The 12,586-nt window shown below is 69.5% G+C and carries 12 protein-coding genes; 6 read left to right on the plus strand and 6 right to left on the minus strand.

Annotated elements, in window-relative coordinates:
- Positions 1 to 55: 55 nt before the first annotated feature.
- On the minus strand, positions 56 to 1,303 hold the full coding sequence (locus F0P95_RS10190) for a TIGR03862 family flavoprotein (RefSeq protein WP_182334116.1): 1,248 nt from the start codon (positions 1,301 to 1,303) through the stop codon (positions 56 to 58).
- Positions 1,287 to 1,718, minus strand: coding sequence for an FKBP-type peptidyl-prolyl cis-trans isomerase (locus tag F0P95_RS10195; protein WP_182334118.1), 432 nt, complete (start codon positions 1,716 to 1,718; stop codon positions 1,287 to 1,289). Before F0P95_RS10195 ends, F0P95_RS10190 begins: the two co-directional genes overlap by 17 nt.
- A gap of 156 nt (positions 1,719 to 1,874) precedes the next feature.
- Between F0P95_RS10195 and F0P95_RS10200 the strand changes: the two genes are divergently transcribed.
- From F0P95_RS10200 to F0P95_RS10210, 3 genes are all read left to right on the plus strand, one after another.
- Entirely contained in the window at positions 1,875 to 2,240 is a 366-nt protein-coding gene (locus F0P95_RS10200) for a DUF6164 family protein (protein WP_182334120.1), read from the plus strand.
- A 27-nt stretch (positions 2,241 to 2,267) separates the two neighbouring features.
- Positions 2,268 to 3,014, plus strand: a complete 747-nt coding sequence (locus F0P95_RS10205) for a sulfurtransferase (RefSeq protein ID WP_182334122.1) — start codon at positions 2,268 to 2,270, stop codon at positions 3,012 to 3,014.
- A gap of 114 nt (positions 3,015 to 3,128) precedes the next feature.
- Positions 3,129 to 4,118 (plus strand): LLM class flavin-dependent oxidoreductase, encoded by a 990-nt coding sequence (locus F0P95_RS10210; RefSeq protein WP_182334124.1) that lies wholly within the window; start codon positions 3,129 to 3,131, stop codon positions 4,116 to 4,118.
- 102 nt (positions 4,119 to 4,220) lie between these two features.
- Here F0P95_RS10210 and F0P95_RS10215 read toward each other — a convergent pair whose 3' ends face one another.
- Together F0P95_RS10215 and F0P95_RS10220 are read right to left on the minus strand one after the other, a co-directional pair.
- Positions 4,221 to 4,898 carry an exopolysaccharide biosynthesis protein gene (locus tag F0P95_RS10215; protein ID WP_182334126.1) on the minus strand — a complete coding sequence of 226 codons (678 nt, stop codon included), beginning with the start codon at positions 4,896 to 4,898 and terminating at the stop codon, positions 4,221 to 4,223.
- Entirely contained in the window at positions 4,882 to 6,198 is a 1,317-nt protein-coding gene (locus tag F0P95_RS10220; RefSeq protein ID WP_182334128.1) for a hemolysin family protein, read from the minus strand. Before F0P95_RS10220 ends, F0P95_RS10215 begins: the two co-directional genes overlap by 17 nt.
- A 278-nt stretch (positions 6,199 to 6,476) precedes the next feature.
- Between F0P95_RS10220 and F0P95_RS10225 the strand changes: the two genes are divergently transcribed.
- Positions 6,477 to 7,103, plus strand: a complete 627-nt coding sequence (locus F0P95_RS10225) for a DUF47 domain-containing protein (protein ID WP_054664724.1) — start codon at positions 6,477 to 6,479, stop codon at positions 7,101 to 7,103.
- Positions 7,104 to 7,245: 142 nt separating this feature from the next.
- Positions 7,246 to 8,367, plus strand: a complete 1,122-nt coding sequence (locus tag F0P95_RS10230; protein WP_182334130.1) for an inorganic phosphate transporter — start codon at positions 7,246 to 7,248, stop codon at positions 8,365 to 8,367.
- A gap of 90 nt (positions 8,368 to 8,457) precedes the next feature.
- Here F0P95_RS10230 and F0P95_RS10235 read toward each other — a convergent pair whose 3' ends face one another.
- Positions 8,458 to 9,948, minus strand: a complete 1,491-nt coding sequence (locus tag F0P95_RS10235; protein WP_182334132.1) for a S10 family peptidase — start codon at positions 9,946 to 9,948, stop codon at positions 8,458 to 8,460.
- A gap of 208 nt (positions 9,949 to 10,156) precedes the next feature.
- The gene (parE, locus tag F0P95_RS10240; RefSeq protein WP_182334134.1) at positions 10,157 to 12,046 is read right to left on the minus strand and encodes a DNA topoisomerase IV subunit B; all 1,890 of its coding nucleotides are present in this window, start codon (positions 12,044 to 12,046) and stop codon (positions 10,157 to 10,159) included.
- A 162-nt stretch (positions 12,047 to 12,208) separates the two neighbouring features.
- On the opposite strand from parE, the gene F0P95_RS10245 reads away from it, so the two are divergent.
- Positions 12,209 to 12,460, plus strand: a complete 252-nt coding sequence (locus tag F0P95_RS10245; protein ID WP_182334136.1) for a hypothetical protein — start codon at positions 12,209 to 12,211, stop codon at positions 12,458 to 12,460.
- The last annotated feature ends 126 nt before the right edge of the window (positions 12,461 to 12,586 follow it).

Raw genomic sequence — 12,586 nt, forward strand, 5'->3', positions numbered from 1 at the left:
GGCGACTGTTGGAAGTACGGCACCCCGCCGTGGCGGCACGGCCGCCACGGTACGCTCAGCGCAGCCAGTCGACCACGCCCTCGGCCGCGCGCAGCGCACTGGCATAGCAGGCGGTGAGCAGGTAGCCCCCGGTCGGCGCTTCCCAATCCAGCATCTCGCCCGCGCAGAACACGCCGGGCAGGGCCTGCAGCATCAACCCCGCATTCATCGCCTCCAGGCGCACGCCGCCGGCGGTGCTGATGGTCTCGGCCATCGGTCGCGGTCGCAGCAGGCGCAGCGGCAGGCGCTTGAGCGTGCGCGCCACGGCATCGGGGTCGTGGCCGGCATCCTTGCCCAGCCGTTCGAACACCAGCGCGGCCTTGACCGCGTCGATGCCCGCAGCGCGCCGCAGGTGCTCGCCGAAGCTGCGTCCCTTGCGCGGGCGCGACAGGTCGGCACGCAGGCGTGCCGCGTCGCGGCCGGGCACCAGGTCCAGTTCCAGCAGCGCATGGCCGTCGCGATTGATGGTTTCGCGCAGGTCGGCGGCGATGGCGTAGACCAGGCTGCCTTCGATGCCGTACTCGCTGGCCACGCATTCGCCCTGTAGCTGCTGCGGCTGGCCATGCAGGTCGCGCCAGTGCGCGACGACCGGCTTCAGCGGGCTGCCGGCATGGCGCTGGCGGAAATGCCCGCTCCAGTCGAGGTCGAAGCCGCAGTTGGCCGGCTGCAGCGGCGCAATGTCCACGCCGCGCGCGTGCAGCGCCTGCACCCAGGCGCCGTCCGAGCCGAGCTCAGGCCAGCTGCCGCCGCCCAGCGCCAGTAGGGTGGCGTCGGCGGTCACGGCGATTTCGCCCTCGCTGCGCTGCATGCGCAGCGAGCCGTCGTCGTTCCAGCCCAGCCAGCGATGCTGGACGTGGAAGCGCACGCCCTGTTCCTTCAGTCGCCGCACCCAGCCACGCAGCAGCGGCGCGGCCTTGCGGTCCAGCGGGAACACCCGACCGGAACTGCCGACATAGGTGTCCACGCCCAGGCCGCGCGCCCAGTCGCGCAGGGCATCGGCGTCGAAGCCATCCAGCCAGCCGGCGACTTCGGCCTCGCGTTCGCAGTAGCGCTGGTCGAATTGCGGGCGTGGTTCGGAATGGGTGAGGTTGAGCCCGCCCTTGCCGGCGATCAGGAACTTGCGCCCGGGCGAGCCCTTGGCCTCGTACAGGTCGACCGACATGCCCGACGCGCGCAGGCGCTCGGCGGCGAACAGCCCGGCCGGGCCGCCGCCGACCACCGCCACGCGCGTGCCGGCGCGCCCGGGTTCAGCGGGGCTGGACATCGAGCAGTTCGACGTCGAACACCAGCGAGGAACCCGGCGCGATCGGGCCGGCGCGGCGGTTGCCGTAGCCGTAGTCGGCCGGGATCATCAACGTGCACTTGCCACCGACCTTCATCCCGGCCACGCCTTCGTCCCAGCCGCGGATGACCTGCTTCTCGCCGAGATCGAAGGTGAACGGCTCGCCACGATCGAGCGAGCTGTCGAACTTCTCGCCATGCTTGTCGGCGCGTCGCTCGTCGTAGATCCAGCCGGTGTAGTGCACGGTGACCCGGGTGCCGGGTACCGCTTCGGCGCCGCTGCCCGGCACCGTGTCGATGCGCTCGAAGGCGGCGATGCTGCCCCCCGGGGGCGGACCGGGCGGGGTGCAGCCGGCGGCAAGCAGGGACAACAGCAACGGCACGAACAGGCGACGCATGATGGGCTCCAGGTTGAAGGCGGCCGCGCGGGATGCGGGGCAGGCCAGGGGAGGGGCGGCGAGCCGGCCCCCGCGCACGCGCAGGCGCGTACTGCTTGGGGGAGTCACGGCCACGGCGCGCAAGGGTAGCGCATCGCCAGCGGGTATCATGGCGCGATGGCGAAACTGCTGCTCAATCTGCGTAATGTCGGTGAAGACGAAAGCCGCGAGGTCTGCGAACTGCTCGACCGTCACGGCATCGCCTGGTACCGCACCGAGCCCAGCCCCTGGGGCATTTCCAGTGGCGGCCTGTGGCTGCGTGATCGCCAGGACCATGCGCGCGCGCGGGCCCTGATGGATGGCTACCAGGCCGAGCGCGGGCAGCGCGTGCGCGCCGAACGCGAGGCCGCGCTGCGCGACGGCACCGCCGAGACGTTCGGCGCGCTGCTGCGGCGGCGGCCGCTGTACGTGATCGCGGTGCTGCTGGGCATGCTGGCCGCGGCGGCGCTGGTGCTGCTGCCGTTCATGCTGCTGCGTGGCTGACGCCTGCGCGCGCCGTAAAATATACCCATGATCGTCAACACCGCCGCTTACCACTTCGTCCCCGTCACCGATGCCGACGCGCTGGCCACCCGTCTGCTGGAGCGGGCGCAGGCGCACGCGCTGCGCGGCACCGTGCTGGTGGCGGACGAGGGCATCAACCTGTTCCTGGCCGGCAGCCGCGACGGCATCGATGGTTTCTACGCCGAACTGAAGGCCGATGCGCGCTTTGCCGCCATGCGCGTCAAATACAGCTACAGCCGCATGCAGCCGTTCGCCCGGCTCAAGGCCAAGGTGAAGCAGGAGATCATCAGCTTCCGCCGCGACGACGGCCAGCCGCTGGACTACCCGCGCGCGCCCTCGGTGGAGCCGGCCACGCTGGCGCGCTGGTTGCGGCAGGGCCATGACGACGATGGCAGGCGCGTGGTGATGCTGGACACCCGCAACGCGCAGGAGTTCGCCCATGGCACCTTCGCTGGCGCCCTGACCCTGCCCATCGCCCGCTTCACCGACCTGCCGGCGGCACTGGAGCCGCACCGCGCCGCGCTGGCCGACGCCACCGTGGTGAGTTTCTGCACCGGCGGCATCCGCTGCGAGAAGGCCGCGCTGTGGATGCGCAACGACGGCATGGACAACGTGCTGCAGCTGGAGGGCGGCATCCTCGGTTACTTCGAGGAGGTCGGCGGCGAGGGCTACGATGGCCGCTGCTTCGTATTCGACGAGCGCGTGGCCCTGGACCCGCAGTTGCAGCCGCTGGTGGACGACGCGGCGGCCTGAGCCCCCGCAGCAGGGACGCTGGAAAACAGTGTTCGGCCGCCGGGGCCACACGCGGGGATGGGAAACCGCGCTGCCCGCCCCATGTCCTGCCCATCCCCTGCCGGAAGCCGCCGCATGATTCCCCTTTCCGTTCTCGACCTGGCCCCCGTCTGCGAAGGCGCGACGCCCGGCCAGGCGTTCGCCGACATGCTCGATCTCGCGCGCCATGCCGAGCGCTGGGGCTACCACCGCTACTGGCTGGCCGAGCACCACAACATGCCGGGCATCGCCAGCGCGGCCACCTCGGTGCTGATCGGCCATGTCGCCGGCGGTACCTCGCGCATCCGCGTCGGCGCCGGCGGCATCATGCTGCCCAACCACTCGCCGCTGCAGGTGGCTGAGCAGTTCGGCACGCTGGCGTCGCTGTATCCGGGACGCATCGACCTGGGACTGGGCCGCGCGCCGGGTACCGACCACGCCACCGCCCGCGCGCTGCGCCGCTACTTCGACAGCGCCGACCAGTTCCCGCAGGACGTGAGCGAGCTGCTGCGCTACTTCGAACCGGTGCAGCCGGGCCAGGCGGTGCAGGCGGTGCCGGGCGCCGGCATCGAGGTGCCGGTGTGGCTGCTGGGCTCCAGCCTGTTCAGCGCACGGCTGTCGGCGGCGATGGGCCTGCCATTCGCGTTCGCCTCGCATTTCGCCCCGGACGCGATGGACGAGGCCCTGGCGCTCTACCGCCGCGATTTCAGGCCGTCGGCACGGTTGCGCACGCCGTGGGCGATCCTGGCGCTGAACGTGGTGGCCAGCGAGTCGGAGGCGCAGTCGCGACGCCTGTTCACCACCCAGCAGCAGGCCTTCGTCAACCTGCGGCGTGGCCGCCCGGGGCGGATTCCGCCGCCGGTCGACGACATCGAGGCGTTCTGGGAACCGCACGAGAAGGCCGGGGTGGAGCGGGTGCTGGCCTGCACCGTGCTGGGCGACCCGGAGCAGGTGGGCGAGGGGCTGGCGGCCTTTGCCGCGCGCCACCGGCCGGACGAAATGATGCTCACCGCCAACATCTTCGACCATGCCGCGCGGCTGCGCTCGTTCGAACTGGCGATGCAGGCCTGGCAGGCACGGTACTGAGCCCTGCGCCCTGCGCCCTGCGCCCGGAGCGTGGCGGCGCCGGCACGCAGGGCCGGCCGTGGCGATCGCGGGCAGCGGGGGCGGCCGCCTGATGGCCGCGGCTCAGCTGGTCCAGTGCTGGAACAGGTCGATGCTGTGGCTGACCAGTTGCCCGGAGCCGAGCCCGAAGAACAGGCAGGCGGCGAGTGCCGCGATCCAGTTGAACAGCATCAGCGCGCCATCGCGCTCGATCAACGCCAGCGCGAACAGCAGCAGCTGGAAGCCGAACAGATAGTTGGTCAGCGGAATCGGCAGCGACAGCAGGACCCCGGTCATGACCAGCAGCAGCCCCGTGAACACCCGCGCCGGCAGTGGCCATACCAGGGCCGACAGGCGCGGCTTGAGCATCCGGTCCAGGCGCCGCAGCGGCCGGTCGATCCGGCCGAGGAAGCGGTGCATGGTGCCGCGCCTGGGCCCGCGCCGGGCGATGAACCCCGGTACCCAGGGCCGCGACAGGCCGGCCATCATCTGCAGGCCGATCAGCAGCACCAGCGGGCCGCTGACCGCGCCGCCGATGCCGGGCACGGGAATGAACGCCGGCAGGATGGCGATGAACAGGAATACGCCGAACGCGCTTTCCTGGAGCCCCTGCAGGATCCTGCCCAGCGGCTGCTGTTCCTCCGGGTCGCCGTGCTCGAACATCGACAGCAGGGTGCGGATGCCCTCGTTGCGGTAGGCGCCCGGCGCCGGGCCGCAGCCGCCTTCCGGACCGCCGTCCTGCGGCTCAGCCGGTGGTGTCATCTTCGTCTTCTTCCGGCAGCCGGCGCAGCAGCAGCTTGTCGATGCGGGCACCGTCCAGGTCGACGATCTCGATGCGCCAGCCCGCCCAGTCGAAGTACTCGCTGGCGTGCGGGATGCGGCCGAAGAAGTGCATGCACATGCCAGCCAGCGTGTAGTAGTCGCCTTCCTCGGCATCGGGCAGCTCGACCCCGCCCATCAGTTCGCGCAGGTCGTCCACCGGCAGCGAGCCGTCCACCAGCAGCGAACCGTCCTCGCGGGTGACCACCAGCGCGTCCTCGTCGGTGTTCTCCGGCGCCTGCAGGCGGCCGACCACCGCGCCCATCAGGTCGCTGATGGTCACCAGGCCCTGGATCTCGCCGTACTCGTCCACCACCAGCGCCATCGACTGGTGTTCCTCGCGGAAGATCTCCAGCAGCTTCATCGCATGGGTGGACTCGGAGACATACAACGTCTCGCGCAGGTTCTCGAACAGCGCATGGGTGTCGCCCTGCAGGCGGCGCGTGACCAGCGACTTGACCTCGAGGATGCCGGCGATGTCCTGGTCGTTGCCGCGGTATACCGGGTAACGCGAGAACGCATGCTCGTGCATGGTCTCCAGGTTCTTCTCGAGGTCGGCGTTGGTATCCAGCCAGGCGATGCGGTTGCGCGGGGTCATCAGGCTGTCGGCGGTGCGGTCGCCCAGGCGCATGACCCGGTTCATCATGTCGCGCTCGTGGATGTCGATCACCCCGGCCTCGTGGCTTTCGGCCACCAGCATGCGGATTTCCTCTTCGGTCACCGATGCCGAGTCGGTGTTGCCCAGCCCCAGCAGGCGCAGCACCAGCCGGGTGGTCCGCGACAGCAGCCACACGAACGGGAAAGCCAGCGTGGCCAGCCAGCCCATCGGCACCGCGACCAGCCCGGCGATGTCCTCCGAACGGGTCAGTGCCAGCCGCTTGGGCACCAGTTCGCCGAAGATCAGCGTGACGAAGGTGATCAGGGTCACCGCCAGCGCCTTGCCGACCGCGCCGGCATAGGCGAAGCCCGGCATCAGGCCCTGGATCCAGGCGGCGATGGCTTCGCCCAGCGCTTCACCGCCGAGGAAGCCGGTCAGCACGCCGATCACGGTGATGCCGATCTGCACGGTGGACAGGAAGTTCTCGGGCTTCTCGGCCAGTGCCAGGGCGCGCTCGGCGCGCTTGCTGGTGGCGGACATCTGCTTGAGCCGGCTCTTGCGCGAGGTCATGACCGACATCTCGGACATGGCGAAGAAGCCGTTGAGCAGGATCAGGGCGAAAACGATGAGGATCAGTTCAAACACGGGTCGCTCCCCCGGGTTGTTGGCAGGGAGGGAGGGTGCTTGCGGTGGCGGCAGGGGCTCAGGGGCGTGCCCGGGCGCTGCGGCGGGGGGTAAGGGTCGTCGTCCATAGGGTGCGCCCGCGGAGGGCGCCGGCGCATCTTAGCAAACCGGCATGCGGTAGCTGCAACCGCCTGTTCATTTTCGCGGGCGGGAATGGGCCGGGAATACCCGAGAAGTCATCCAGCCGTCATAATTCGCCCCGGTGCCGTCCCTTCCGCGACGGCGGACAGGCATTTCCAATGTTTTCATTGCAGACCATTTTCGGCTCCGGCAAGCAGTTCTACACCTATCTCGACGAGGCCGCCCAGGCCGCCGCCGACAGCGCCAAGGCGCTGCACGCGATGATGCGCGAAGCCGACCGCGAGCCCGCCCTGGATGCATTCAAGCTGGCGCGCCTGCGCGAGCGCGCGGCCTCGGACAAGATCAGCCAGGCGCTGGTCGACAGCTTCATGACCCCGATCGAGCGCGAGGACATCGAGGCGCTGGGCTCGGCGCTGTACAAGATTCCCAAGCAGATCGAGAAGTTCGCCGACCGCTATGCGCTGGCCACCCAGCACCTTGCGCACATCGACTTCGCCCCGCGCGCGGCGATGCTGGAGCAGGCCGCCGGCGTTGTGGTGGACATGGTCAAGGACCTGCGCCATATGAACATCGACCGCATGACGGCGATGAACGAGAAGCTGCGCGCGCTGGAGAACGAGGCCGACCGGCTGATGCTCGAGCTGTACCGGGAAATCTATTCCGGGCGCCTGGACAACCTGCAGATGTTCCTGCTCAAGGAATTCTTCGAGATCCTGGAGAAGGCCATCGACCGCTGCCGCGAGGCGGGGGTGGTGGTCTACCAGATCGTGTTGAAGAACTCGTGATTGCCATGATGCGGATCCCGTGCATTTCCGGCTTCGGAAGCGGGGGCATCGGCCGTGCCGATGCCCGCGAGCCGCGCTTCCACGTTCCCCGTCCCGCCGCGGCGCGGCAGGACTGCTCGCTTGACCCAAGGGGGCAGCTGCGATGCTGACCCTTGTCCTCGTAGTGATCCTGGCGGCGCTCGTCTTCGAGTTCATCAACGGCTTCCACGACACCGCCAACTCCATTGCCACCGTGGTGGCGACCAAGGTGCTCTCGCCCGGCTGGGCGGTGATGCTGGCTGCGGGCATGAACCTGATCGGCGCGCTGACCGGCACCGCGGTGGCACTGACCATCGCCAACGGCCTGCTCAACACCAGCGTGGTCGAGGTCACCCCGCAGGTGATCCTGTGCGCGCTGCTCGGCGGCATCGTCTGGAACCTGATCACCTGGTGGAAAGGGCTGCCGTCCTCGTCCTCGCACGCGCTGATCGGCGGCCTGTGCGGTGCCGGCCTGGCCGCCGCGCACAACAACTGGGACGCGCTGATCTGGTCGCAGAACCTCGGCAACTGGGCGCAGAACAAGGGCCTGCTGTGGAAGGTGTTCGTGCCGATGATCACCTCGCCGATCGCCGGCTTCCTGCTCGGCATCGTGGTGATGTGCCTGCTGTGGGCGATCATCGCCGGCATGGCGCGGGCCGGTGGCGTGCTGCGCCGGCTGGCGCGCCCGCGCTGGGTCAATGCGTTCTTCGGCAAGGCGCAGATCGTCTCGGCCGCCTACATGGGCTTCGCCCACGGCCACAACGACGCGCAGAAGACCATGGGCATCATCGCCATGACCCTGATCGGCGCGGAGGCCACCGGCGCCCTGAACGACCTGCCGTCGTGGCTGGCGTTCATGCACCCGGACGCGCATGCCGGTGACGGCATCGCCATGTGGATCGTGCTGACCTGCGCGGTGGTGATGGCCGCCGGTACCGCTTCGGGCGGCTGGAAGATCATCAAGACCCTGGGCCACAAGATGGTCAAGCTGCACCCGATCCACGGCTTCGCCGCGGAGACCAGCTCGGCCACCATCCTGACCCTGGCCGCGCACTTCGGCATGCCGGTCTCGACCACCCACAGCATCTCCACCGCGATCATGGGCGTTGGCTTCGCCAAGAACCCGAAGTCGCTGCGCATCGGGGTGATCGAGCGCATCATCTGGGCCTGGATCCTGACCATCCCGGCGGCCGGCGGCTGCGCCTACCTGATCCTGAAAGTGTTCGAGCTGGCCGGCTGGAACTGAGCGGTCGACGCGATTGCCGGCATGCCGGCCGACGCATGCGCAAAGGCCCGCCTTCCCGGCGGGCCTTTCGTTTGTGCGCCAGCGGCGGCTTCAGTTGCGCTGGTACATGGCGCGCACGTCGCGGCGGAACGCGGCCTGGCTGTCGGCGCGGCTGTAGAACATGTGTCCGCCCGGGTAGCTGCGCACCTGCACCCGCTGCGGGTCGCTGCCCATGGCCGGCATCTGGTCCACGGTCAGGATCGAGCCCATGAACGGGCACGACAGGTCGTTCCAGCCATGCACGATCAGCACCTGCAGGCGCGGGTCGATGGCCACGGCCTGGCGCAGCTGGGTGACCGCGCCGGCGCGCAGGTCGCCATTGCGGTCCCACTGGCGGTTCACCTCGTAGCTCAGCGCGTTGTAGCGGGCGTCGACCTTCCAGCCGACCACGCGGGTGACGAAGTCCACCATGGCGGTGGTGGTCGGGGCGATGATGCTGTCCAGCAACGGGTCGTTGGCCCGCTGCCCGGGGTCGGTGGGGAACGGGTCGAAGGCGGTGACGTTGGAGTCGTAGCGGCTGCCCAGCGTGCCCTTGTCGCGGAACACCTCGCGCAGGTAGGCCTGGGTTTCCAGGCGGCCGCCGGCGCGGCGCACGAATGCCGGGTCCAGGCCGGTCAGCTCGGTGACCCGGCGCAGCATCGCCTCGGTCGCCTGCGGGTCTGAGCGCCCCTTCATCAGCGCGGTGGCGTAGTCGCCGCGGGTGTACTCGACCACCTCGCGCATCGCCGCATCGGTGAGCCGGCCCTGGCGCTCCAGGTGCGCGGCGGCGATCGAGGGCAGGGTCTGGATCCAGGCCATCGGCGAGACGTCGCTGTTGTCCTCCAGGGTCGGGCTCAGGTACGGCGAGACCAGCACCAGGCCGTTCATCGCCACGCCCAGCCGGGTCTGCAGGTAATGGGTGATGCGCGGGCCGCGGTAGCCGCCGTAGCTCTCGCCGGCCAGGTACTTGCGCGAGGTCATGCGCTGGTTTTTGAGCAGCCAGTCGTAGACCGCCCGCGACAGGTACTCGATGTCGGCGGTGGGATTGAAGAAGCGTTTCTTCGCCTCCTCGTCGGGAATGCGCGAACGGCTGAAACCGGTGCCGATCGGGTCGATGAACACCAGGTCGGTGAAGTCCAGCCAGGTGCCGGGGTTGTCGCGCAGCGTGGCCGGCGCCGAGGCGCTGTCGCCCTCGCTGCCGAAGGCCACCACCTTCGGGCCCACCGCGCCGAGGTTCAGGTACACCGACGAGGCGCCGGGGCCGCCATTGAGCGCGAAGGTGACCGGGCGGTCCTTGCCGGGCATGGTGTAGGCGGTGAACACCACATCGCCGATGGCCTTGCCCTGCGCATCGCGCACCGGCAGCGAGCCGACGGTGGCGGTGTAGTCCAGGGTGCGGCCTTCCAGGCGCATGCTCTGGCGGACCGAGGCATCGGCCGGCAGCGCCGCGGGAGCGGCCGCAGCGGCCTTGTCTTCACCGGCGTCGGCGGCGGGTCTGGCCGGGGCGGGCGCGGCGAACAGCAGGCCGGCGCCGAGCGCGGCCACGTACAGCAGGTGTTTCATGCGGATGACCACAGGATCGGGGAGCGGACGATCCTAGGCCCGTGACGGGAGCGGCAAATGTGCCCAAAGCCATGCAGGGCCGGCCCAAGGGTGCAATCCCGGGCGCGAGGCGGGGCCGGCGGGCGATCTCCAGCGCTGGGCCGGGCATGACGGCGGCCGCGTCAGGGCGCCTGCGCCGTCGCCACGACAGCCGCCACCCGGGCCGGGATCAGACTTCCAGCGAGGCCAGGTCGCCCTTGCTCTCGAGCCACCCCTTCCGGTCGCTGGCCCGCTTCTTGGCCAGCAGCATGTCCATCAGCGAGTGGGTCTGCTCGTCGTCGTCCACGGTCAACTGCACCAGGCGACGGGTATCGGGGTGGATGGTGGATTCGCGCAGCTGCTGCGGGTTCATCTCGCCCAGGCCCTTGAAGCGGGTGACGCTGACCTGGCCGCGGATCTTCTCGCGCTCGACCTTTTCCAGCAGCGAGCGCTTTTCTTCCTCGTCCAGCGCGTAGAACACCTGCTTGCCCACGTCCACGCGGAACAGCGGTGGCATCGCCACGAACACGTGGCCGGCGGCGACCAGCGCCGGGAAATGCTTCAGGAACAGCGCAGCCAGCAGGGTGGCGATGTGCAGGCCGTCGGAGTCGGCGTCGGCCAGGATGACCACCTTGCCGTAGCGCAGGCCCGACAGGTCGTCCTTGCCCGGGTCGCAGCCGATGGCCACGGCCAGGTTGTGCACTTCCTCCGAGGCCAGCACGCTGCCCGAGGCCACTTCCCAGGTGTTGAGGATCTTGCCGCGCAGCGGCAGGATCGCCTGGAAATCCTTGTCGCGGGCCTGCTTGGCACTGCCGCCGGCCGAGTCGCCTTCCACCAGGAACAGCTCGGTGCGCGACAGGTCCTGGCTGATGCAGTCGGCCAGCTTGCCGGGCAGGGCGGGGCCCTGGGTGACCTTCTTGCGGACGACCAGTTTCTCGGTCTTCAGGCGCGCGCTGGCGCGCTCGATGGCGATCTGCGCGATCTTCTCGCCGACTTCCACGTTCTGGTTCAGGGCCAGGCTGAAGGCATCGTGGGCGGCGCCCTCGACGAAACCGGCGGCCTGGCGCGAGGACAGGCGTTCCTTGGTCTGGCCGCTGAACTGCGGGTCGGTCATCTTCAGCGAGAGCACGAACGACACCCGGTCCCATACGTCTTCCGGCGCCAGCTTGACGCCGCGCGGCAGCAGGTTGCGGAAATCGCAGAACTCGCGCAGCGCCTCGGTCAGGCCGGTGCGCAGGCCGTTGACATGGGTACCGTGCTGGGCGGTGGGAATCAGGTTGACGTAGCTTTCCTGCACCAGTTCGCCTTCCGGCAGCCAGGCCACGGCCCAGTCCACCGCCTCGGTCTCCTTCTTCAGGACGCCCACGAACAGGTCGGCCGGCAGCATTTCGCGTTCGCCCAGCTCGGTCTTCAGGTAATCGCGCAGGCCGTCCTCGTAATACCAGGTCTCGGTCTCGCCGGTCGCCTCGTCGGTCAGCCGGACGGTCAGGCCCGGGCACAGCACCGCCTTGGCGCGCAGCAGGTGGCGCAGGGCGCGCACGTTGAACTTGGGGGTGTCGAAATACTTCGGGTCCGGCCAGAAGCGCAACCGGGTGCCGGTGTTCCTGCGGCCGACGGAGCCGACCACTTCCAGCGGGCTGGCGCGGTCGCCGTCGCGGAAGCTGATGCGGTGCTCGCTGCCTTCGCGCTTGATGTGGATCTCCACCAGCGTGGACAGCGCGTTGACCACGGAAACGCCCACGCCGTGCAGGCCGCCGGAGAAGGTGTAGTTGCGGTTGCTGAACTTGCCGCCGGCGTGCAGCCGGGTCAGGATCAGCTCGACGCCGGGGATCTTCTCCTCCGGGTGGATGTCCACCGGCATGCCGCGGCCGTCGTCGCTGACCTCGCAGCTGCCGTCCTTGAACAGCACGACCTCGACCGTTTTCGCGTGCCCGGCCAGCGCCTCGTCCACCGAGTTGTCGATGACTTCCTGCGCCAGATGGTTCGGGCGCGCGGTGTCGGTGTACATGCCTGGGCGGCGTTTGACCGGGTCCAGGCCGGAGAGGACTTCGATGTCGGCGGCGTTGTAGCGGGCGTTCATGTATCTCGATAAGGCGCTGATGCGACGGGCAAGTTTGCGGTCTGCCGGGGAAATTTGCACGCCGGTGTTCAGTGCCGGGAGGGGCGGGCAGGGGTATCCTGTGGGCGCTGGAAAGTGCGCAGCCGGCGCCCCATGTGCCGGCGAGAACTCCGGAGGATGACTATGAAATCGTCGAAATTGCTGGTTCTGGCCGTGGCCGCCGCCGCCGTCGTGGCGGTGCCGCTGGTAATGGCACAGAGCGCGGACAAGGCCAGGACGGGCGAGGCCGCCCAGAATGCCGCCGCCGACAAGGCGCAGAGCGAGGCCGAGCAGAAGGCCAAGCGCCGCGCCGCCGCCGCCGCCCAGGATAAGGCCAGGGGCGAGCAGCCGGCCCCGCGCGAAGAGGAAGAAGAGGAAGCCCGCAAGCGTCGCTGATGCGGGTTTCCCGGTGTACGTGGACGCCCCGGCGCAGGCCGGGGCGTCTTTTTTTGTTACGGCCCCGTGGCGGCCGGGCCGCAGGGCCGGCGCGCCGCGGGCAGGATTTTCCGAGGTCGCCGCATC

It is taken from the genome of Stenotrophomonas acidaminiphila, assembly GCF_014109845.1.
GTDB classification, from domain to species: domain Bacteria; phylum Pseudomonadota; class Gammaproteobacteria; order Xanthomonadales; family Xanthomonadaceae; genus Stenotrophomonas; species Stenotrophomonas acidaminiphila.

Coding starts and splice junctions, on each gene's coding strand:
- F0P95_RS10225 (WP_054664724.1), top strand. CDS start 6,477: ATGTTTTCATTGCAGACCATTTTCGGCTCCGGCAAGCAGTTCTACACC.
- F0P95_RS10210 (WP_182334124.1), top strand. CDS start 3,129: ATGATTCCCCTTTCCGTTCTCGACCTGGCCCCCGTCTGCGAAGGCGCG.
- F0P95_RS10200 (WP_182334120.1), top strand. CDS start 1,875: ATGGCGAAACTGCTGCTCAATCTGCGTAATGTCGGTGAAGACGAAAGC.
- F0P95_RS10235 (WP_182334132.1), bottom strand. CDS start 9,948: ATGAAACACCTGCTGTACGTGGCCGCGCTCGGCGCCGGCCTGCTGTTC.
- F0P95_RS10245 (WP_182334136.1), top strand. CDS start 12,209: ATGAAATCGTCGAAATTGCTGGTTCTGGCCGTGGCCGCCGCCGCCGTC.
- F0P95_RS10215 (WP_182334126.1), bottom strand. CDS start 4,898: ATGACACCACCGGCTGAGCCGCAGGACGGCGGTCCGGAAGGCGGCTGC.
- F0P95_RS10195 (WP_182334118.1), bottom strand. CDS start 1,718: ATGCGTCGCCTGTTCGTGCCGTTGCTGTTGTCCCTGCTTGCCGCCGGC.
- F0P95_RS10205 (WP_182334122.1), top strand. CDS start 2,268: ATGATCGTCAACACCGCCGCTTACCACTTCGTCCCCGTCACCGATGCC.
- F0P95_RS10190 (WP_182334116.1), bottom strand. CDS start 1,303: ATGTCCAGCCCCGCTGAACCCGGGCGCGCCGGCACGCGCGTGGCGGTG.
- parE (WP_182334134.1), bottom strand. CDS start 12,046: ATGAACGCCCGCTACAACGCCGCCGACATCGAAGTCCTCTCCGGCCTG.
- F0P95_RS10230 (WP_182334130.1), top strand. CDS start 7,246: ATGCTGACCCTTGTCCTCGTAGTGATCCTGGCGGCGCTCGTCTTCGAG.